The sequence below is a fragment of the Actinoplanes ianthinogenes genome (assembly GCF_018324205.1).
In the GTDB taxonomy this organism is placed as follows: Bacteria; Actinomycetota; Actinomycetes; order Mycobacteriales; family Micromonosporaceae; genus Actinoplanes; species Actinoplanes ianthinogenes.
This window is the reverse complement of the sequence record NZ_AP023356.1, coordinates 2,149,456-2,169,459: the sequence shown is the minus strand read 5'-3', so window position 1 is coordinate 2,169,459 and position 20,004 is coordinate 2,149,456. Positions and strand designations below refer to the sequence as shown.

17 protein-coding genes are annotated in these 20,004 nt (G+C 73.1%); 13 read left to right on the top strand and 4 right to left on the bottom strand.

All coding sequences use genetic code 11. The annotated features are described in order from the left end of the window. Positions 1–67: 67 nt before the first annotated feature. From steA to Aiant_RS09930, 8 genes are all read left to right on the top strand, one after another. The gene (gene steA / locus Aiant_RS09965; protein WP_189336591.1) at positions 68–1,246 is read left to right on the top strand and encodes a putative cytokinetic ring protein SteA; all 1,179 of its coding nucleotides are present in this window, start codon (positions 68–70) and stop codon (positions 1,244–1,246) included. 7 nt (positions 1,247–1,253) lie between these two features. After that, the gene (locus Aiant_RS09960; protein WP_189336592.1) at positions 1,254–2,183 is read left to right on the top strand and encodes a copper transporter; all 930 of its coding nucleotides are present in this window, start codon (positions 1,254–1,256) and stop codon (positions 2,181–2,183) included. A 16-nt stretch (positions 2,184–2,199) separates the two neighbouring features. Then, complete coding sequence (locus Aiant_RS09955; protein WP_189336593.1) at positions 2,200–3,027, top strand: hypothetical protein; 828 nt, start codon at positions 2,200–2,202, stop codon at positions 3,025–3,027. A 242-nt stretch (positions 3,028–3,269) separates the two neighbouring features. Next, positions 3,270–4,919, top strand: coding sequence for a murein biosynthesis integral membrane protein MurJ (murJ, locus tag Aiant_RS09950; RefSeq protein WP_229831450.1), 1,650 nt, complete (start codon positions 3,270–3,272; stop codon positions 4,917–4,919). Between the two features lie 152 nt (positions 4,920–5,071). Further along, positions 5,072–6,178, top strand: coding sequence for a glycosyltransferase family 4 protein (locus Aiant_RS09945; protein WP_189336594.1), 1,107 nt, complete (start codon positions 5,072–5,074; stop codon positions 6,176–6,178). Beyond that, a complete protein-coding gene (locus Aiant_RS09940) occupies positions 6,175–8,415 on the top strand; it encodes a hypothetical protein (RefSeq protein WP_229831452.1) in 2,241 nt (746 codons plus the stop codon). Before Aiant_RS09945 ends, Aiant_RS09940 begins: the two co-directional genes overlap by 4 nt. A 124-nt stretch (positions 8,416–8,539) precedes the next feature. Then, positions 8,540–10,237: a CTP synthase gene (locus Aiant_RS09935; RefSeq protein WP_189336595.1), complete on the top strand. Its 1,698-nt coding sequence runs from the start codon at positions 8,540–8,542 to the stop codon at positions 10,235–10,237. Further along, positions 10,237–10,785: an NUDIX domain-containing protein gene (locus Aiant_RS09930; protein WP_189336596.1), complete on the top strand. Its 549-nt coding sequence runs from the start codon at positions 10,237–10,239 to the stop codon at positions 10,783–10,785. The genes Aiant_RS09935 and Aiant_RS09930 overlap by 1 nt, the downstream gene beginning before the upstream one ends. A 6-nt stretch (positions 10,786–10,791) precedes the next feature. On the opposite strand, the gene Aiant_RS09925 is transcribed toward Aiant_RS09930, so the two are convergent. Continuing rightward, positions 10,792–12,183 (bottom strand): alpha/beta hydrolase, encoded by a 1,392-nt coding sequence (locus tag Aiant_RS09925; protein WP_189336597.1) that lies wholly within the window; start codon positions 12,181–12,183, stop codon positions 10,792–10,794. Between the two features lie 89 nt (positions 12,184–12,272). Then, positions 12,273–14,168 carry a hypothetical protein gene (locus Aiant_RS09920; protein WP_189336598.1) on the bottom strand — a complete coding sequence of 632 codons (1,896 nt, stop codon included), beginning with the start codon at positions 14,166–14,168 and terminating at the stop codon, positions 12,273–12,275. Positions 14,169–14,240: 72 nt separating this feature from the next. Between Aiant_RS09920 and Aiant_RS09915 the strand changes: the two genes are divergently transcribed. The 3 genes from Aiant_RS09915 to Aiant_RS09905 all read left to right on the top strand — a co-directional run bounded on the left by Aiant_RS09915 (position 14,241) and on the right by Aiant_RS09905 (position 17,042). Beyond that, on the top strand, positions 14,241–14,741 hold the full coding sequence (locus Aiant_RS09915; protein WP_189336599.1) for an ArsR/SmtB family transcription factor: 501 nt from the start codon (positions 14,241–14,243) through the stop codon (positions 14,739–14,741). Positions 14,742–14,781: 40 nt separating this feature from the next. Then, the gene (locus tag Aiant_RS09910; protein ID WP_189336600.1) at positions 14,782–16,032 is read left to right on the top strand and encodes an MFS transporter; all 1,251 of its coding nucleotides are present in this window, start codon (positions 14,782–14,784) and stop codon (positions 16,030–16,032) included. A 212-nt stretch (positions 16,033–16,244) separates the two neighbouring features. Further along, positions 16,245–17,042 carry an alpha/beta hydrolase gene (locus Aiant_RS09905; RefSeq protein WP_245006648.1) on the top strand — a complete coding sequence of 266 codons (798 nt, stop codon included), beginning with the start codon at positions 16,245–16,247 and terminating at the stop codon, positions 17,040–17,042. Between the two features lie 184 nt (positions 17,043–17,226). Here Aiant_RS09905 and Aiant_RS09900 read toward each other — a convergent pair whose 3' ends face one another. Next, on the bottom strand, positions 17,227–18,204 hold the full coding sequence (locus tag Aiant_RS09900; RefSeq protein WP_189336602.1) for an NAD(P)-dependent alcohol dehydrogenase: 978 nt from the start codon (positions 18,202–18,204) through the stop codon (positions 17,227–17,229). Positions 18,205–18,261: 57 nt separating this feature from the next. Here Aiant_RS09900 and Aiant_RS09895 point away from each other — a divergent pair, with 57 nt between their 5' ends. After that, complete coding sequence (locus tag Aiant_RS09895; protein ID WP_189336603.1) at positions 18,262–18,681, top strand: VOC family protein; 420 nt, start codon at positions 18,262–18,264, stop codon at positions 18,679–18,681. On the opposite strand, the gene Aiant_RS09890 is transcribed toward Aiant_RS09895, so the two are convergent. Continuing rightward, a complete protein-coding gene (locus tag Aiant_RS09890; RefSeq protein ID WP_189336604.1) occupies positions 18,651–19,016 on the bottom strand; it encodes a winged helix-turn-helix transcriptional regulator in 366 nt (121 codons plus the stop codon). The genes Aiant_RS09895 and Aiant_RS09890 overlap by 31 nt on opposite strands. 106 nt (positions 19,017–19,122) lie before the next feature. Here Aiant_RS09890 and Aiant_RS09885 point away from each other — a divergent pair, with 106 nt between their 5' ends. Further along, entirely contained in the window at positions 19,123–19,935 is an 813-nt protein-coding gene (locus Aiant_RS09885; RefSeq protein ID WP_189336605.1) for an NmrA family NAD(P)-binding protein, read from the top strand. The last annotated feature ends 69 nt before the right edge of the window (positions 19,936–20,004 follow it).

The following is a 20,004-nucleotide window of genomic DNA, read 5'->3' as shown; positions in this document are numbered from 1 at the left end:
CGCTTTGTCAATGAGTTAGAGCATGTCTAACGGGGGCCGCGTGAAGCGGCGTGTCAGGATGGCCGGGATGCGACTTCCCACCTTGCGCCGTGTGCGCACCACCGAGCCGGGCCCGGTCTCCGGGGTGGCCCGGCTCGACCGGCGCACCAAGAGGCTGACCGGCCGGCTGCGCCCCGGCGAGATCGCCGTGATCGACCACGTCGACCTGGACCGGGTTGCGGCCGACTCGCTGGTCGCCTCGGGCGTCACCGCGGTGCTCAACGCGAAGCCGTCGATCTCCGGGCGGTATCCGAACCTGGGTCCCGAGGTGCTGATCCAGGGCGGCGTCGTGCTGCTCGACAACCTCGGCGAGGACATCTTCTCCGGCCTGCGCGAGGGGCAGACCGTCAGCATCGAGGGCGACCAGGTGCTGCTCGACGGCACCCCGATCGCCACCGGTGTCCGGCAGGACGCGGAGAGCGTGGCGAAATCCATGGCCGACGCCCGCGAGGGCCTGTCGGTGCAGCTCGAGGCGTTCGCCGCGAACACCATGGATTACCTGAAGCAGGAGCGTGACCTGCTCCTCGACGGCGTCGGCGTGCCGGACGTGCAGACCCGCATCGCCGGCCGGCACGTGCTGATCGTGGTCCGCGGTTACGACTACAAGGAGGACCTCGACGTCCTGCGCCCCTACATCCGGGAGTACAAACCGGTCCTGATCGGCGTCGACGGCGGAGCCGACGCGCTGGTGGAAAATGGCTACACCCCCGACATGATCATCGGGGACATGGACTCGGTCACCGACGACGTGCTGCGCTGCGGCGCCGAGGTGGTCGTGCACGCCTATCCGGACGGCCGGGCGCCCGGTCTGGAGCGGGTCAGCAACCTGGGCGTCGACGCGCTCACCTTCCCGGCCGCGGCCACCAGTGAGGACCTGGCCATGCTGCTCGCCGACGAGAAGGGCGCCTCGCTGATCGTCGCCGTCGGCACCCACGCCAACCTGGTGGAGTTCCTGGACAAGGGTCGGGGCGGGATGGCCTCGACGTTCCTCACCCGGCTCAAGGTCGGCGGCAAGCTGGTCGACGCCAAGGGCGTCAGCCGGCTCTACCGGCAGAACATCTCCGGCTCGGCGCTGCTGCTGCTGGTCCTCTCGGCGCTCGCCGCGATGGCCGCCGCCGTGGCGGTCTCCACGGTGGGTAAGGCGTATCTGACCGTGGTGTCCGAGTGGTGGGACAATTTCGTCTTCCAGCTCGGCAATCTCTTCTGAGGGCATCGTGATCAACTTCAGGTACCACGTGGTGTCGCTCACCGCGGTCTTCCTCGCGCTCGCGATCGGCCTGGTGGTCGGTACCGCCGCGCTCAACGGGCCGGTCTCGGAGAACCTCAAGGAGCAGCTGGCCAACCTGAACAAGGACAACAACGTCAAGCGGGACCAGGTCAACCAGTACAAGGAGGAGCTGACCCGCAACCAGGACTTCGCCACCGAGACCGCGCCCTACGTGCTGGCCGGCAAGCTGACCTCCCGCCGGATCGCCGTGGTGGCGCTGCCCGGCGGCAAGGACTCCGCCGACGGCGTGATCAAGATGCTGAGCGTGGCCGGCGCGACGATCACCGCGCACGTCACGATCGAGGACAAGTTCTTCGACCCGAACTTCACCAACCAGCTGCTCGACCTGGCCGACCAGTCGTCGCAGCCGACCATCCCGGCCGCCGGCCTCCCGTCGAACAGCGACGGTGTGGAGACCGCGAGCGCGCTGCTGGGCCTCACTCTGCTCCAGGGCGCCACCGTGCCGAACCCGGAGGACGTGACCACGGTGCTGACCGCGCTGGCCAAGCCCGGCTACATCTCGGTCGCCGAGAAGGCGAGCGGTGGCGCCGAGGCGATCGTGCTGGTGGCCGGCGCGCCCGCCACCGACAAGGACGCCACGCAGAAGGCGAAAAACAAGATCACCATGGCCGACCAGCTCAGCAAGAGCCGGCCGCTGGTGGTCGGCGGGGACAGCGCCGGTGACAACAACCTGGTGTCCGGGCTGCGCGGCGACCCGACCCTGGTCAAGCGGATCTCCACGGTGGACAACGTGAGCACCGTGCAGGGCCAGGTGGCGACCGCGATGACCACCCACGAGCTGCTGGTGAAGGGCAAGGTCGGCCAGTACGGCCTGGCCGCCGGCGCCACCTCGCTGGTGCCCTCGGCCGCGCCGTAAGGCAGACTCTCCAGCCATGGCCTTTCTCCGCTCACTCGGCACCGGCGCGCTGGTCGCCCGGGCCGTGCTCGGCTGGGTGCGCCGCGACCCGAACGCGGGCGACCTGCGCCGGACCAATTTCCACGGTCGCACGGTCACCCTGGCCGGGGGCCCGGCGCTCGCGGCCGGCGCCACCCTGGGCGCGGCCGCCGGGGCGCCGACCGGCCGGCTTGCGGCCGCCGCGGTCACCGCGGGCGCGGTCAGCGGCGCGGTCGGCCTCTACGACGACATCGTCGGCAACCGTCCCGAGCAGAAAACGGCGAAAGGCTTCGCCGGCCACCTCGGCGCGCTCCGCGAGGGCCGGGTCACCAGCGGCCTCGTCAAGATCGGCGGAGTGGGCGCGGCCGGTCTGGTCGCCGCCGCGCTGATCGGCAGCCGTCGCACCGGCAGATTCGGTCGTGGCGTCGACGTGCTGCTCGGCGCCGGCGTCATCGCCGGCACGGCCAACCTGCTGAACCTGCTCGATCTGCGCCCCGGTCGCGCGATCAAGGCCGGTCTGATCGTCGGCGCGCCGCTCGCGGTCGGCCGCCACGCGGCGATGACGGCGGGCACCCTCGGCGCGAGCGCCGCCCTGCTCCCGGCCGACCTGAACGAAGAGATCATGCTCGGCGACTCGGGCGCCAACGCCCTCGGCGCGCTGCTCGGCGTGGCGTTCACCGCGCGGACCGGCACGGTGGGCCGGCTGGCCGCGCTGGCCGCGCTCGCGTCGCTCACCGCGGCCAGCGAGAAGGTCAGCTTCACCAAGGTCATCCAGGACACGCCGTGGCTGCGGCACCTCGACGAGCTCGGCCGCCGGCCGGCGTGACCTCGGCGAACGACACCGGCGCCGCCTCCGCGACGCCGGCCGATCCGGCAAACCCGGACGCGAGCGCCGCTGCCGCCTCCGCGACGCCGGCCGATCCGGCAAGCCCGGACGCGAGCGCCGCTGCCGCCTCCATGACGCCGGCCGATCCGGCAAATCCCGAGGCGAGCGCCGCTTCCGGTTCCGGTGGGAGGGCCGACGGCGGGTCCGTGGGCGCTTCCGGTTCACCCGATTCGCGTACGCCGGTGAGCGGCGCTTCCGGTCGTACCGAAAACGGGGGTGCCCCGGAAGCGGACCCGGACCGCCGAGCGGACCTGTCGGCCGGCGGCGTCGCGGCGAAGGTGGCCGGCGCCGCCGCCCTGATCACCGTGCTGACCATGCTGGCGCGGATCATCGGCTTCGGACGCACGGCGGTCTTCTACTACACCGTCGGTGACGGCGGCAACGGCAACCTGCCGGACCTCTACTTCGCCGCCAACACCGTGCCGAACATCATCTTCGAGCTGGTCGCCGGCGGCGCGCTGGCCAGCCTGGTGGTGCCGCTGCTGGCCGGCGCGGTCGCGGACGGTGACCGGCGCCGGGTCGGGCAGATCAGCTCCGCGCTGCTCACCTGGATGCTGGCGCTGACCGTGCCGCTCGCCGTGCTGGTCGCCCTCGCGGCCGGACCGATCACCGGCCTGCTCGACGGGGTGACCCCGGAGCACCAGGAGATCGCCGCCCGGATGCTGCGGATCTTCGCGCCGCAGCTGCCGCTGTACGGGATCGGCATCGTGCTGACCGGGGTGTTGCAGGCGCACCACCGGTTCGCCTGGCCGGTGATCGCGCCGCTGCTGTCCAGCGTGACGGTGATGGCCGCCTATCTGACCTATGCCGGGATCGACGGCGCCCGCACCGACTTCGGCGGCCTGACCACCGCCGGCGAGCTGACCCTGTCGATCGGCACCACGCTCGGCGTCGTGGTGCTGACCCTCTGCCTGCTGATCCCGCTGCGCCGGCTGCGGCTGCGACTGCGTCCCGGCTTCCGGTTCCCCGGCGGTGAGGGCCGTCAGGCGGTCCGGCTGGGCTGGGCCGGCGCGGTGACGGTCGGCGCGCAGCAGGTGGTGGCGGCGCTGGTGGTCACGCTGGGCACGCTGCAACTGGCTCGGTACACCGGCGCCCAGACGCTGTTCCTGCTGCCCTGGGCGGTGCTCGCGGTGCCGCTGGCGACCGCGGTCTATCCGCGCCTGGCCGACGCCGTGGTGCGCGGCGACGAACGCCGGTACGCCGAGTCGCTCTCCGGGACCGCGCGGTCGGTGATGCTGATGGCCGGGCTCGGGGTGGCCGCCCTGGTGGCGCTGGCCGAGCCGGCCGCGCGCCTGATGCGGGTGGAGGCGGTGCCGGCGATCCTCGGGTTCGCGCCGGGCCTGTTCGGCTATGCGCTGTTCGCGCTGCTCTCCCGCGCGCTGTACGCCCGGGGCGCGACGGTCGCCGCCGCGGTCGCGTCCGGCGTGGGCTGGCTGTGCGCGGGGGTCGCGGTGGTGCTGGTGACCCTGACCGGCTCGGGCGGTGGGGAACTCGCCGGTCTGGGACTGGCCACCGCGCTCGGGATGACGGTGACCGGGGTGCTGCTGGTGCTCGCGGTGCGCCGGCATGCCGGTGCGGGCGCGCTCGCCGGGCTGGGCCGGGCGAGCCTCGCCGCGGTGCTGGCGGCGGCCGTGGCCGCGGCGGCCGGGTGGGGCCTCGTGGCAGGGCTGGAGGCCGGGGTCTGGGCCGCGCCGGGGGTGCTGGGCAGCCTGGTCGAAGGGGTGCTCGGCGGGATCGTGGTGCTGCTGGTGTTCGTGGCGGCGGCGTTCGTGCTGGACCGGCGGGATCTGAGCTCGCTCGCCGGGCCGCTGGTCCGCCGGCTGCGCCGCTGACCTGATCATCCGGGGAGCAGTACGGGTCACTGGCGGCGAGGGTGTTGCGGCCCGGCTGGGCGGGCGATGACAACATGTGTCCAGGCCGCCGGGGCTCGGCGCCGGCGGCGGAGAATGTGACGCGGGTGCGTCCGGAGAGGGGTTAACCGCTCGTGAGCAGCGACGACGGGTGGCACGGTTCGGTCGTGCTGGTGCTCGGCTCGGCCACCGGCGGCACCGGCGGGCACGTCCTCTCGCTGGCCCGCGGCCTGGTCGAGGCCGGCTGCCGGGTGCTGGTCTGCGGCCCGGCCGCCAACGACGAGCACTACGGCTTCTCCGCGGCCGGCGTCGACTACTCGCCGGTGGAGATCCCGGCCGATCCCGGACCGCAGGACTCCGGCGCGATCCGGGCGCTGCGCCGGGCCATCGCCGGCCGCGACGCGAACGTGATCCACGCGCACGGGCTGCGCGCCGCCTTCGTGGTGTCGCTCGCCCGCACCGGCGTGCCGCTCGTCGTCACCTGGCACAACGCGGTGCTCGCCAAGGGCCTGCGCGGCCAGGCCGGCGCGCTGGTCGAGCGGATCGTGGCCCGCAACGCCGCGCTCACCCTGGGCGCCTCGGAGGACCTGGTGGAGCGCGCGGTCGCGCTGGGGGCGAAAAACGCCCGGCTCGGCCCGGTCGCCGCCCCGGCGATGCGCGCCCCGAAACGGACCCGCAAGGCGGTCCGTGCCGAGTTCGGGATCAAGGGGGACACCCCGCTGATCCTGTCGGTCGGCCGACTGCACCCGCAGAAGCACTACGACCTGCTGGTCGACGCGTCCGCCCGGTGGCGTGACCTGGACCCGGCCCCGGTGGTCGTGGTGGCCGGCTCCGGGCCCAGCTACATGCCGCTGGCGCAGCGGGCGTCCCGCGAGCACGCCCCGTTCCACTTGCTCGGGCACCGCGGTGACGTGCCCGATCTGCTGCTCGGCGCCGACCTCGCCGTGGTCACCAGTGACTGGGAGGCGCGGCAGCTGTTCGCGCAGGAGGCGCTGCGGGCCGGCGTCCCGCTGGTCACGACCGCGGTGGGCGGGCTGCCCGGGCTGGTCGGCGACGCGGCGGTGCTCATCCCGCCCGGCGACCTGGATGCGCTGGACCGTGCCGTACGCGACCTGTTGACCGATCCGCAGCAGCGCGCGGACCTGGCCGCGCGCGGTCCGGTGCAGGCCGCGACCTGGCCCGACGAGAAAGCCGTGGTGGACGCGGTCCGGGCGGCCTACGCCGAGGTGGACGCCGCGTGACCGGCCGCCTCGACCGCATCCGGCGGGTCCGCCCGCCGGGGACCCCGCGTGGCCGGCGAGCCGCCCACTGGGTGCCCTACCTGCTGGTCACGCTGATCGGCGTGACCAGTCTGATCGGCCTCACCATCCGCCCGGCCGGTGAGGCGAGGCGCGGCGCGGCCGACTACGTGGTGGTCGCCGCCGCGGCCGGCCTGCGCTGGGACGACCTCGACCCGGAGCGCACCCCGGCCCTCTGGCAGGAGGCGTCGCGCGGCTCGACCGGCTGGCTGTCGGTGCGGTCGGCCCGAGCGACCACCTGCCCGGCGGACGGCTGGCTGACCCTGGGCGCGGGCAACTACGCGGCCTGGGACACCGCCCGGGCGGTCCGCGGCAAGTGCCCGGTGATCGTGCCGGAGCTGAACCGGCCGGACACCATCGGCGCGAGCGTGACCGCGCAGAACACCGTGGTGCGCAACAACCAGGACCGGCTGCCCTACGGCACCACTCCGGGCGCGCTGGCCGAGTCGGTCCGCTGCACGACGGCGGTCGGCCCGAATGCCGCGGTCGCCGCCGCCCGCCCGTTCGGCCGCGTCGACCAGTACGCCGACACGCTGCCGGCCAACCCGGTCAGACTGCTCTCCGACTGCGTGCTGAGCATCGTCGACCTGGGCACCATCACCGGCAGCGGCGCGGAACGCCGGGCCGCGGTCGCCGCCGCCGACGCCACCCTGGCCCGGATCCTCGCGGCCCGCCCGGACCGGTCGCTGATGCTGATCGCCGGGGTCGCCGACACCGACGCCACCTCCCGGCTGCACGTGGCGATCGCCGAGGGCGACGGCTGGCAGGGCGGCTGGCTCACCTCGGCCGGCACCGGCCGGGACGGTTACCTCCAGCTGGTCGACCTGGCCCCGACGGTGCTGGCCGCGCTCGGCCGGTCCGCGCCGGAGAAGCTGTTCGCCGGGTACGCGGCCACCGTCTCCGACGGCCGTCCCGCCGACCCGGCCGTCGCGATGCAGGGGCACAACAACGCCGACCAGCGGGCCATCGCCCAGCGCGGGGTGGCGTCGATCTTCTTCGGGGTGCTGGCCGCCGTCCAGGTGTTGCTGTTCCTGGCGGTCGTGCCGGTGCTCATGCGGGCCCGGCGGCATGCCGGACCGGCCGCCCCGCCGCTGCCCCCGCCCCGTCTGGTGGCGGTCCTGGAGGCGGCCCTGATCGCGGCCTCGCTGGCGATCCCGGCCGGCCTGGTCGCCGACGTGGCGCCGTGGTGGTCCAGCGCGCACCCGGCCTGGATGTTCGGCGGCGCGACGGTCATCCTGATGGCCGTCGGCACCCTCGCCGTACGCCTGTCCCCCCGTTACCGGATGACCCTGTGGCCGATGGGCGCCGCCGCCGTGATCAGCGCCATCGTGGTCGTCGTCGACCTGCTCACCGGCGCCCGCCTCCAGCTCAACGGCGTGGCCGGCTACTCGGCCACGCACGGTGTCCGCTACGCCGGCCTGGGCAGCGTCGGCCTGGGCGTGTTCGTGGCCGGCCTGCTGCTCGCCGCCGGCTGCTGCGCGCAGTGGGTGGGCCGCACCTGGCGCCCGGTCGTGATGGTGCTCTTCGGCGGGCTCGGCGTGGTCATGGTGGGCAGCCCCTACCTGGGCGCCGACCCGGTCGGCGCGATCGCGGTGACCGCCGGCGTGTGCCTGGCCGCGGCGCTCAGCTCGGGTGGCTGGCTCACCTTCCCGCGGGTGGCCTGGGCGACCGTGGGCGCGATCGCGGTGACCGTCGGGTTCGCCGCCTTCGACCTGCACCGGGCCCCGCTGGAGCAGGGCACCCTGGGCCGGTTCCTGAGCGCGCTGGGCAGCGGCACGGCCGGCCCGGCGATGCAGCGGGCCGCCGCGGCGAACGGGCAGGCCCTGCTGGACAGCCCGCTCAGCCTGCTGGCGGTGGCCGGCGCGCTGATGCTGGCGTTCTGCCAGTTCTCCCCGTGGGGCGGGCTGAACCGGGTGTACGGCCTGCACCCGGCCGTCCGCGGCGCGATCGCCGGCACGGTCGTGGCGAGCCTCACGGCCGGGATTCTCGGCGGCACCGCGCTGGGGGTGGCCGGCGCGGCGGCCGCGACCGCGGTGCCGGTCGCCGTGCTGACCGCGTTGCGGGTGCTGTTGCACGCCGCCGACCGCACTCCGCCGCCGGGGGAGACCGACGGCCCGGGCGGCCCGTTGTTGCGCAAAGCCGACAACGATCAACTCTCGGTGACGGAAGCCACGAGCTGACACGCAGGTCCACCAGCCCGAACGCCGCGGCCCCGGCAATCAGTGTTACGGTGAATTCCCGTGGATGGGGCACTGAAGCCCCGGTCTGCACGATCTGGAAGACAGGCGACCACGGGAGCGGGCCTTGGCCTCAACAGTGCGCGACACGCGGCACATCTTCGTCACCGGGGGCGTCGCCTCCTCGCTGGGCAAGGGCCTCACCGCCTCCAGTCTCGGCAATCTGCTCACCGCCCGCGGTCTTCGCGTCGTGATGCAGAAGCTCGACCCCTACCTGAACGTCGACCCGGGGACGATGAACCCGTTCCAGCACGGTGAGGTCTTCGTCACCGAGGACGGCGCCGAGACCGACCTGGACGTCGGGCACTACGAGCGCTTCCTGGACCGGGACCTCTCCGGCAAGGCGAACGTCACGACCGGCCAGGTGTACTCGGCGGTCATCGCCCGGGAGCGGCGCGGTGAGTACCTCGGCGACACCGTCCAGGTGATTCCGCACATCACCAACGAGATCAAGAGCCGGATCTTCGCGATGGCCGACGCCGACGAGAACGGCGTCGTCCCGGACGTGGTGATCACCGAGGTCGGCGGCACCGTCGGCGACATGGAGTCGCTGCCGTTCCTGGAGGCGATCCGCCAGGTCCGCCACGAGGTCGGCCGCGACCACGTGTTCTACCTGCACGTGTCGCTGGTGCCCTACCTGGCCCCGTCCGGCGAGCTGAAGACCAAGCCGACCCAGCACTCGGTGGCGGCGCTGCGCAACATCGGTATCCAGCCGGATGCCCTGATCTGCCGCAGTGACCGGGAGATCCCCGAGAAGATGAAGCACAAGCTGGCGCTCTACTGCGACGTGGACGTCGAGGCGGTCATCGCCTGCCCGGACGCGCCGAGCATCTACGACATCCCGAAGGTGCTGCACGACGAGGGGCTGGACGCGTACGTCGTGCGCCGTCTCGGCCTGTCCTTCCGGGACGTCAACTGGCAGCAGTGGAACGACCTGCTGGAGCGGGTGCACCACCCGAAGCGCACGATCACCATCGCGCTGGTCGGGAAGTACGTGGACCTGCCCGACGCGTACCTGTCGGTCACCGAGGCGATCCGGGCGGCCGGCTTCGGCAACACCGTGAAGATCCAGATCCGCTGGGTGCCGAGCGACAGCTGCGAGACTCCGGCCGGCGCCGCGACCGCGCTCAAGGGCGTCGACGGCATCTGCATCCCCGGCGGCTTCGGCGTCCGCGGCATCGAGGGCAAGGTCAACACCTCGAAGTACGCCCGGGAGAACGGCATCCCGATCCTCGGTCTCTGCCTGGGCCTGCAGTGCATGACCATCGACGCGGCCCGCAACCTGGCCGGTCTGGCCGGGGCGAACTCGCTGGAGTTCGACGAGACCGCCACCTACCCGGTGATCTCGACGATGGCCGACCAGGAGGACATCGTCGCGGGCAAGGGCGACATGGGCGGCACCATGCGGCTGGGCGCGTACCCGGCCGCCCTGAAGCCGGGTTCCATCGTCGCCGAGGTGTACGGCTCGACGGAGATCTCCGAGCGGCACCGGCACCGCTACGAGGTGAACAACGACTACCGGGACAAGCTGTCGCAGGCCGGCCTGGTCTTCTCCGGCACCTCGCCGGACGGCCGCCTGGTCGAGTTCATCGAGCTGGACCGTGCGGTGCACCCGTACTTCGTGGCCACCCAGGCGCACCCGGAGCTGAAGAGCCGGCCGACCCGCCCGCACCCGCTGTTCGACGGTCTGGTCAAGGCCGCGATCACGTACGCGGCCGCGGACGAGCTGCCGGTCGAGCTGCCGGTCGAGCCGGTCGAGTCCTGATGGCCTTCGAGCACGAGGTCGTCGGCAGCACCGAGCGGTACCGCGGGCCGATCTTCGACGTGGTCACGGACGAGGTGACCATGTCCGACGGCGACACCGCCAAGCGCGACGTGGTGCGCAACAAGGGCGCCGTCGTCGTGGTCGCCCTCGACGAGCGGGACCGGGTGGTGCTGATCAAGCAGTACCGGCACGCGCTCCGCGCCCGGATCTGGGAGCTGCCGGCCGGGCTGCGCGACGTCGACGGCGAGGACCCGGCGCTGACCGCGGCCCGGGAGCTGGCCGAGGAGGCCGACCTCGCGGCCGCGCGCTGGGACCGGCTGATCGAGCTGCACACCTCGCCCGGGTTCAGCACCGAGCACGTGCTGATCTATCGGGCTCGGGAGCTGACCCCGGTGCCGCCGGGGGAGCGGCACTCCCGCACCGCTGAGGAGGCCGACCTGGAGGTGGTCCGGGTCGACCTCGACGAGGCGGTCGCCATGGTGTTCCGCGGCGAGATCACCAACGCCGCGGCGGTGGCCGGGCTGCTGGCCGCGGCCCGGGCCCGCTGAACTGACTCAGTCCGCCGCCGGGCACGAGGCGCCCGGCGGCGGGACCGTCAGGTCGATCAGGTAGCGGTCGATCACCGACGTGGTGCAGGCGGTCGCCCGGTACTGGCCGTGCCCGGCGCCCCGGTAGGTGACCAGCCGCCCGCTCGGACCGAGCTCGGCGGCCACGTGCCGGGCCCACGCGTACGGCGTCCGGGGGTCGTGCACGGCGTTGAACACCAGCAGCGGGGTGCGGGTGTGCACGCTCAGGCGGTGCGGCGGATTCGCGATCGGTTGCGGCCAGCCGAGACAGGTCCGGACCGCGAGCAGGCCCGCGCCGTAAGGCACGTCCGGCGCGGCCTTCGCCGCCACGTCCAGGAGCTTTCGGTACGCCTGGAAGTCCCGCACCCGCACCGGGAAGTCCGCGCAGAACACACCGGACGCCACGCCCAGATCCGGCTTCGGCGGCACCCACCCGTCCGCCAACCGGCGGATCGTGGTGGCCAGCGTCGGCCACTGCGGGGTCAGCGCCATCGGGATCGCCGCGATCTCGAACGTGGTCGACCCCGGATAGCCACCCTCGCCGGCCCGTTTCACGATCGAGCGCCAGGTGTCCCGCACGTCGGTGCCGTGCAGCTCGCATTCGGCCGTGGTCACCCGGTCGCACCAGGCCACGAACTCGTCGAGGGCGTCCTGCGAGGCGGCTGCCTCGGACCGGACGTACTCGGTCAGCGGCAGATCGTGGTCGAAGGCGCTCTCCAGCACGATCGCCCGGACCCGGTCGGGGAACCGTTCGGCGTACATCTGCCCGAGCAGCGTGCCGTAGGAGCTGCCGTGGAAGGTCAGCCGCGGCTCACCGAGCGCCCGGCGCAGCGCGTCCAGGTCCCGCGCGATCGTCACCGAGTCGGCGTTGCCGAAGACCGGGCTGCTCGCCCGGCACCGCGCCCAGTAGGCGCGGTTGCTGCTGATCGCCGCCGCGAACGCGGCCGGCCCGTCGAGGATCACCGGTGGGTCGTCCGCCTCCGGCGCGCAGGTGGGCGCGGCCGATCGAGCCACGGTACGCGGATCGAAGCTGACGATGTCGAACCGGTCCCGCTGCTCGGGGCTGAACCGGGTGCCCTGGCGTACCCGGTAGACGCCCGAGTCACCCGGCCCGCCCGGCCCGAACACCAGTGTCCCGACCCGGCGCTGCGGGTCCGGAGCGGCCCGTTTCGCCACCGCCATCCGGAACGTCGCGCCGTGCGGGCGTGCCCAGTCGACCGGCAGGGTCAGCCACCCGCAGGTGACCAGGGGGTCCGGCGTGATGTTCGGGATCACCTCGGTGCACTCGCCCCAGTCCAGGGCCGCACGGGCGGGCGCGGCGTGCGCGACCGCCGGTGCGGCGGCGACCAGGACGGTGGTGACCAGCGCCATCAAACGCATGGGGACTCCCGGGGATCAGTGACAGGGACCGATTCATCCTGTCCCGGGCGCCGCCGGCGACATATCCGGAATCGGACCCATCCGATCCCTTAGGGGTGCTCGCCGATCCGCTCCAGTGCGGCGGCGCAGGCGGCGCGCCACTCCTCGTCCTCGCGCACCGCGTCCGCGTCACCGGCGGACCGCGCCTGCCGCAGCGGCGCCGCCACCGCCGCCCGCAACCGCGGCACCGCCGCGGCCGCCTCCGGCCCGATCTCGGCCAGGCACGCCACCGCCCGCCGGCCGCGCAGGTTGCACTCCAGATAGCGCAGCAGCACCGGAACGACCGGCGCGCTGTCGCCGGTCACCTTCCAGTACGCGATCGCCGCCTCGGACGGTGCCCAGTAGTCGTCCGCGTCGAACAGCGGCGGCAGTCGATCGGCGAACTCGGCCGCCACCGGACCCAGCTCGGCGATCAGCTGCCGTGCCTGCGGGTCCCCGGAGTCCTCGCGCAGCAGCTCCAGCACGCCGGTCGGGTCGCCGGTGATCCGCCAGATCGCCCGGGCCGCGTTCCGCCGGATCCGGGCCGGGCGCGGGCCGGTCAGCGCGGTCAGCTCGGGCAGCGCCGCGGCCCCGTCCGGGCCGAGGTCGGCGAGGACCAGGCAGACCGGCGTCGGATGGTGGGCGATCCACCGGCGCAGCAGCGGAACCAGCTCGGCGGCCGGCACCCCGGTCCGGCCGGCCGCGCGAATCATGCCGTTGCGCAGGTTGCCCTCGATCGTGCCCTCGGCGCTGAACGGGGCGGCGTCGATCGCCGCGGCCAGCACGTCCCGGCTGGCGGTCGCCCACGGGCCGAGCAGGTTCAGCGACTTCCACAGCGGGTCGTACTCCCCGGCGGCGAGCCGCCGCGCGACGAACGCGTCGGCCCGCGGGTCCCGCGCGCGGCACAGCTGGGCCAGGACGTCGGGGTCGCCGTCCCGCTCCAGCGCGGCCACCAACCGGTCGGTGACGCCGGCGGCCGGCGTGCCGCCCGGGGGCAGGAACCGCCCGGCCCAGCGGCGGACCCGCTCGGACGGGTCGGCGAGGGCGTCGGCGAGCGGTCCGGCCAGCAGCTCGGCGGCCGGTGGCCAGGCCATCATCGGTTCCTGCGCGGCGAACGCGGCACCACCGCGCACCTCCGGGTCGGTGTGCCGCAGCCAGCCGGTGATCAGCCGGACCTGCAACTCCCAGCGGGGCGCCAGCCGGCGCACCACCCAGATCAGCGCGCCGGTCTCGTGCGCCGGCAACCGCTCGATCAGGTCCAGGGCGTCCGGCGCGTCCCGTTCCAGGATCTGCACCACCGGGCCGGGCAGCGCCGCGTCCGGGTCGGACGCGGCGAGCACCAGCGCGGCGGCCAGCCGGACCAGCGGCGACGGGTCGGCGAGCCGGTCGTCGGCGGTCTCGCCGCGCGCGCCGAGGGCCAGCACCGCGGTGGCCCGGACCAGCTCGGCCCGATCGGTGACCGAGGTCGTGCGCAGCCCGGCGGAGGCCCCGCCGGCCACCTCCGCGCCGAGCTCGCCGATCAGGTGGGCGGCGCCGGACCGTACCTCGTCGTCCGGGTGCGCGGCGAGCAGCCGCAGGTAGCTGGGCAGCCCGGCGACGACCGCCTGGTGCGCCGCCGTGACGGTGTCCAGCTCCGCGGCGATCTGCTCGCGCATCTCCGGGACGTCCCGCTTGACCGGCTCGCGCACGTGCACGTCGTGGTAGCCGTGCCCGTCGGCGATCTCGGTGAGCAGGTGCAGCACGCCCGCGGTGTCGGCGCCGGGCGCGTCCAGGAGCCGGATCAGGAACGGCACGGCGTACGCCGTCGCCGGATACACCGTCCCCTGGTGCCAGATGTTGCCGAACAGCTCGTAGAGCGCCTCCTCGTCCCCGTCGGCGAGCGCCCGGAGCAGGCCGGGCACGTCCTCGGCCGGCCCGTACGCGTGCTCCAGCCCCGCCCAGTCCACCGTCGCAAGATCGTCAAGCACAGGAAGAAGGTACAAGGTGCATATGACGAAATGTCGTTGAACGCCTTTACGTAGTTACGTAATAGTGAAGTCATGCCTGATGACCTGCACGAACGCCTGGCCGCCCTGGAGCGCGTCGTCGCCGACCTGGTCGGCCAGGCTCAGCAACCCGCCGTCCCGGAGCCGTCCGCCGACACCTACTGGGCCCTGTACGGGCTGCGCGACCGGGTCGCCGAGACCACCGGGGCCGTCCTTTACACCGGGACCGTCGACCTGCCGACCGGCGAGCACTACGACTGGCAGTATGCCCGCCACCTCGACGACCTGCTCGCGCTCGACTGGCCGGAGCACGCGTCCGCCCTCGCCGCCCTCGGCAACCCGGTCCGGCTCCGCCTGCTCCGCAAGATCCTGGGCGGCACACGGAGCGCCGCCGAGCTGGGCGAGGACCCCGACTTCGGCACCACCGGCCAGCTCTACCACCACCTGCGGCAGCTGGTCGCGGCCGGCTGGCTGCGCACCCTCGGCCGCGGCCAATACACCGTGCCGGGAGACCGTGTCGTCCCGTTGCTGGTGATCATCGCCGCGACATTATGACCTTGTGGTTTCCGGCCGGTGAATGATCCGATGTCCCCCGATGATCGATTTACCGGCTCCGCTCCAGAAGATCCTCCCGCCGCCCGGCCTGCCCCGGATGATGTCCTTCCAGAACGCGCTCTGGGGCCTGGGCATCGGCACCTTCCTCACCGGCAGCGTCGTCTTCTTCACCCTGTACGTCGGCCTGACGCCGGTGCAGATCGGCATCGGGCTCTCCATCGGTGGCCTCCTCGCGGTGCTCGGCTCGATGCCGTTCGGCCACCTCGCCGACCGGATCGGCGGCCAGCGCGCCTGGGCGGTCGGTGCCCTGGCGCAGGCCGCCGCGTTCGCCGCCTACCCCCTGGCCCGCACCTTCTGGCTGTTCCTGCTGGTCATCGCCGTCCAGACGACCGCCGAGACACTGGCCACCGCGGGCCGGGTGGTCTACATGGCCGCCGCATTGCCGGCCGAGTCCCGGGTCCGCGCGATGGCGTTCAGCCGCGCATACCTCAACGTCGGCTGGACCGTCGGCGCCGGCCTGGGCGCCGCCGCCCTCGCCCTCGACTCCCGGACCGGCCTGCTGATCCTGGTGTACACCGCGGCCGCCTGCATCGGCTGCAACGGCCTGGCGGTGCTGCGCATGCCACCCGCCACCCCGGTCGCCCACCCCGAGGGCACCAAGCCGCCCAGCCCGTGGAGCGTCCTGCGCGACCGCCCCTACGCCGTCACCTCCCTGATCTTCGGGGTCCTCTGGCTGCACAGCATCGTCTGGGCCGAGGTGCTCCCGCTCTGGGCGATCACCTTCACCGACGTGCCGAAACCCGTCCTCGGCGGCCTGGTCGCCCTGAACACCGTGCTGGCGGTGACCCTCCAGGTCCGCGCCACCCGAGGCGCCGACACCCTCCCGGGAGTCACCCGCCTGACCCGCTGGGCCGCCCTGGCCGCCGCGGTCGGCAGCCCCCTGGCCGCCCTCACCGGGCGCACCCACGGCTGGCTCACCATCGCCCTGCTCACCCTGATCGTCGCCCTCTTCACCGGCGCCGAGCTCTGGGTCTCCGCCGCCCAGTGGTTCGTCCAGACCGAGGTGCCGCCCGCCGGCCAGCGAGGCGTCTACATCGGCCTCGACAAGTCGGTGCAGGGTCTGGGCAAGATGCTGGGCCCGGCCGGTCTCACCTACCTCGCCATCCAGACCGGTGGCTGGGGCTGGTGGGTCATCGCGGCCCTCTTCGCCGTCTGCGCCGTGACCGTCCGTCCGGTCCTGACCTGGCTCACCAGCACGTCGCGCAACCCGGCCGCGGTCTCCACCGCCTGAGCCTGCCGTCCGGCCTCCCCGTCGACCCCGACGTCGTGGTCCGGTTCAGCAGGCCGAAACTCGTTGGCGGAGCCTCCTCGACTGCGGTAGCGTCCCGCAAGCCGTGACATTGCGAGGAGGTGAGACCCATGACGCTGTACGCATGTGGGTGCTCCCCACTCTCCTCACGGCGAGGCGGTTGACATAGGAGTCGCCGGGAGCGCCTGACCCTCATGGCACTTCTGAAAGGCATTCCCATGCAATCTCTGCATTTCACCTCGAAGACATCGTCGGACGGTGTCGTCGAACAGGAGTTCGTTCTCGGCGGCATCACCGGGGTGCTGTGGTCCCCGGAAAGCGGCACTGACCTCTCGCCCCTGGTGTTGATGGGGCACGGTGGTGGCCTGCACAAGAAGACCCCGGGACTCGTCGCGCGGGCCCATGAGTCCGTGACGAACTGGGGGTTCACCGTCGTCGCCATCGATGCGCCCGGGCACGGCGACCGTGCCCGTACAGCCGAGGACGAGCAGGCGCGTGCTGACATCCACCAGGCGGTGACGGCGGGCGACACCGAGCGGTTCGCGTCGGTGAGCATGCGCTACATGGATTCGCTGGCGGAACGCGGCGTGCCCGAATGGCAGGCGGTCCTGGACGCGTTGCAGGACGTGCCGGCGATCGGCACCGGCGCGCCGATCGGTTACGGCGGCGGCATGTCGTTGGGCAGCGCCATCGGCGTGCCGCTGGTGGCGGCCGAACCCCGGATCACCGCCGCCGTCTTCGGTGGCGGGTTCTTCGTCTCCGAGGCGGTGCTCGAGGCCGCGAAACGGATCACCGTTCCGATCCAGTTCCTGCTCCCGCTGGACGAGGAGTACGTCGACCGAGGATCCGTCCTGGCGCTGTTCGACGCCTTCGCATCGAAGGACAAGACGCTGCTCGCCAACCCCGGCACGCATCGCGCCATGCGGTGGGTGGGCGTCGACAGGGAATTCCTGGCCCGGCAGTTCAGCCGGGCCGGCGCCGCACCGGTCTGACCCGATCGGCACCGGCGTCCGGCAGCTCACCGCCGAGCATCTGCCCAGCCCGGCGAGTTCGCTGTCGAGCTGCCGTGCCGGCCAGGCGAGCGCAGCCAGTTCTGCGCTCGCCTGCGTACCTTCGTGTCCTTGACGACATCGGGTGGCCGACAGCCGGGCTCCGGGCGTACCGAAAGCATGGGATCTAGACGGTGACCACCAGCTTGCCGCGGCTGTGGCCGGAGCCGATCAAGCGGACTGCCTCGGCGGCGCCGGACAGCGGGAAGGTCCGCTCGACGCAGGGGCGGAGCGTGCCTTTCTCCAGGAGGTCCGCGAGGACGCGCAGGTCGGCGGCGTTCTCCTTGGCGATCAGGCCGACCAGGCGCCGGCCGCTGAACATCGAGCTGAGCGGGGCGGCGATCAGGCTGCGGCTCAGGCCGCCCAGCAGGGCGGTGCCGCGGGCCTCGCCGCCGACCAGGACCAGGGTGCCGCGAGGGGTCAGGGCTCGGCGGAGCAGGGAGAGAGGACGGTTGCCGGCGACGTCGATGATGACGTCGAAGACCGGGCCGCGGGTGTCGACCTCCTCGGTGCGGTAATCGAGGACGTCGACGGCGCCCAGGGAGCGGACCAGGTCGGCCTTGCCGGCGCTGCACACGCCGGTGACCTCGGCGCCGGCCTCGGTGGCGAGCGGGACGGCGAAGCTGCCGATGCCGCCGCCGGCGCCGATCACCAGGACTCTCTGGCCGGACCGGACCCTGGCGACGTCCCGGACCGCCTGCAACGCGGTGGTGCCGGAGACCGGGACCACCGCGGCCTGCTCGAACGACACGCCGGCCGGTTTGGCGGCGATCCGGTCGGCCCGGGCCGTGGCGAACTCGGCGAACGAGCCGGTCGACGTGGTGCCGTAGACCTCGTCCCCGGGCTGGAATCCGGACACGCCGGGGCCGACGGCCTCGACCACGCCGGCCAGGTCGCGGCCGCGGACCGGGATCTTGGGGGTACGCATGCCGGTGACCGGGCGCATCGCCCACGGCCGGCCGGTCATCATGTGCCAGACGCCCGGGTCGACGCCGGCGGCGACGACCCGGACCAGCACCTCACCGGGCCCGGGTGTGGGGCGGTCGACGTCGCGGAGGTGGAGCACGCCGGCATCGCCGTAGACGTCCTGGACGACAGCTCTCATGTGGCCGACGGTATGGACACACCGCAAACTCGGCCCGAAGGCGGGTACAAGGGAGCCATGAGCTTTCCGAGACTGCAATCGATCGTGCTGGACGCTCCGGACGCGCGGGAACTCGCCGAGTTCTACCGCCACCTGCTGGGCCTGCGATACCGGCCCGGTGACGAGCCGCCCGCGCCGGGGCAGGACGACGTCAACGGCCGGGACTGGCTGGTCCTGGAGGGTGCCGACGGCGGGGTGCGGCTGGCGTTCCAGCAGGAGCCGAAGCTGAAACCGACCACCTGGCCGGACCAGGAGATCCCGCAGCAGATCCACCTGGACACCACGGTGCCGTCGGTCGAGGAACTGAACCGGCAGCACGAGCGGGCGCTGAGCCTCGGCGCCACCCTGCGGTTCGACCGCAGCGACGACCCGGAGGAGCCGCTCCGCGTTTACGCCGACCCGGCCGGTCACACCTTCTGCGTCTTCGTCGCGTCGTAGGACTCCCGGGCCGCCGCGACGTCGCCCAGGTGGTCACCGGCCCAGGTGGCCAGCTGGGCGAAGACCGGGGAGAGGCTGCGGCCCAGGTCGCTGATCTCATACTCCACCCGGGGCGGGACCTCCGGATGGTACGTGCGGGTGAGCAGGCCGTCACGCTCCAGCTGCCGCAACCGCTGGGTCAGCACCTTCGGCGTGATGCTGGGCAGCCGGCGCTCCAGCTCGACGAACCGCTGCCGGCCGAACTCGTGCAGCGCCCAGAGGATCGGCGTGGTCCACCGGCTGAAGACGATGTCGACCACCGGCGCGATCGGGCAGGCCAGCTCCGGATCGGTCATCGTGGCGCTCCTCACAAACCCATTACTATCCTCTAGGTACCTACTGTCATCAGGAAATTAGCGTACGTCCCGAGTGGTCCACAACGGACCCGGAGGGAGTCCCGAGATGTACGTGGTGACAGGCGCGACCGGCAACGTCGGACGACCGCTGACCCAGGCGCTGGCGGCGTCCGGCGCCGAGGTGCGAGCGGTGTCCCGCAACGCCCCACGCTGGCGGGCCGACCTGGCCGACCCGGAGAGCCTGCGCCCGGTGGTGGCCGGCGCCGAGGCGTTCTTCCTGCTGGTCTCCGGCGCCGGCGCCCACCTGGACGGCCCGGCGATCGTCGACGTGGTGAAGGCCGGGGGCGTACCGAAAATCGTCCTGCTCTCCTCGCAGGCGGCCGGCACCCGGCCGGACGCGGTGTCGCACGCGCCGCTGCGCGAGCTGGAGCGGACCGTGCGCGAGTCGGGCCTGGACTGGGTGGTGCTGCGACCCGGCGGGTTCATGTCGAACACCTTCGCGTGGGCCGAGCCGGTCCGCCGGCACCGGGCGGTGGCCGGCCCGTTCGGGGACGTCGGGCTGCCGCTGGTCGACCCGGCGGACATCGCCGGGGTGGCCGCGGCGGCGCTGGTGGACCCGGTGCACGCCGGCCGGACCTACGTGCTGACCGGGCCGGAGCTGAGCACGCCCCGGCAGCGAGCCGCGCAGCTCGCGGAGGTTCTGGGCGAGCCGGTGCGGTTCACCGAGCAGACCCCGGAGCAGGCCCGCGAGCAGCTGCTGACCTTCATGCCGGAGCCGGTCGCGGACGGCACCCTGGCCATCCTCGGCGCGCCGACCGAGCAGGAGCGGCGGATCAGCCCGGATGTCGATCGGGTGCTGGGGCGGCCGGCGCGCACGTTCGCCGCATGGGCGCGGCAGAACGCGGACGCGTTCCGCTGAGTCCTTTACATCAATGGTGCCGATCGACAGAATGGGAGCGCTCCCAATCCGTTCCCCAGTGATTGGCAC

What these genes read in the sequence shown, in the direction of transcription:
- Aiant_RS09885 (WP_189336605.1), top strand. Translation starts at nt 19,123, where the DNA reads ATGTACGTGGTGACAGGCGCGACCGGCAACGTCGGACGACCGCTGACC.
- Aiant_RS09890 (WP_189336604.1), bottom strand. Translation starts at nt 19,016, where the DNA reads ATGACCGATCCGGAGCTGGCCTGCCCGATCGCGCCGGTGGTCGACATC.
- Aiant_RS09905 (WP_245006648.1), top strand. Translation starts at nt 16,245, where the DNA reads ATGGCACTTCTGAAAGGCATTCCCATGCAATCTCTGCATTTCACCTCG.
- Aiant_RS09910 (WP_189336600.1), top strand. Translation starts at nt 14,782, where the DNA reads ATGATCGATTTACCGGCTCCGCTCCAGAAGATCCTCCCGCCGCCCGGC.
- Aiant_RS09930 (WP_189336596.1), top strand. Translation starts at nt 10,237, where the DNA reads ATGGCCTTCGAGCACGAGGTCGTCGGCAGCACCGAGCGGTACCGCGGG.
- Aiant_RS09895 (WP_189336603.1), top strand. Translation starts at nt 18,262, where the DNA reads ATGAGCTTTCCGAGACTGCAATCGATCGTGCTGGACGCTCCGGACGCG.
- Aiant_RS09925 (WP_189336597.1), bottom strand. Translation starts at nt 12,183, where the DNA reads ATGCGTTTGATGGCGCTGGTCACCACCGTCCTGGTCGCCGCCGCACCG.
- Aiant_RS09900 (WP_189336602.1), bottom strand. Translation starts at nt 18,204, where the DNA reads ATGAGAGCTGTCGTCCAGGACGTCTACGGCGATGCCGGCGTGCTCCAC.
- Aiant_RS09915 (WP_189336599.1), top strand. Translation starts at nt 14,241, where the DNA reads ATGCCTGATGACCTGCACGAACGCCTGGCCGCCCTGGAGCGCGTCGTC.
- steA (WP_189336591.1), top strand. Translation starts at nt 68, where the DNA reads ATGCGACTTCCCACCTTGCGCCGTGTGCGCACCACCGAGCCGGGCCCG.
- Aiant_RS09955 (WP_189336593.1), top strand. Translation starts at nt 2,200, where the DNA reads ATGGCCTTTCTCCGCTCACTCGGCACCGGCGCGCTGGTCGCCCGGGCC.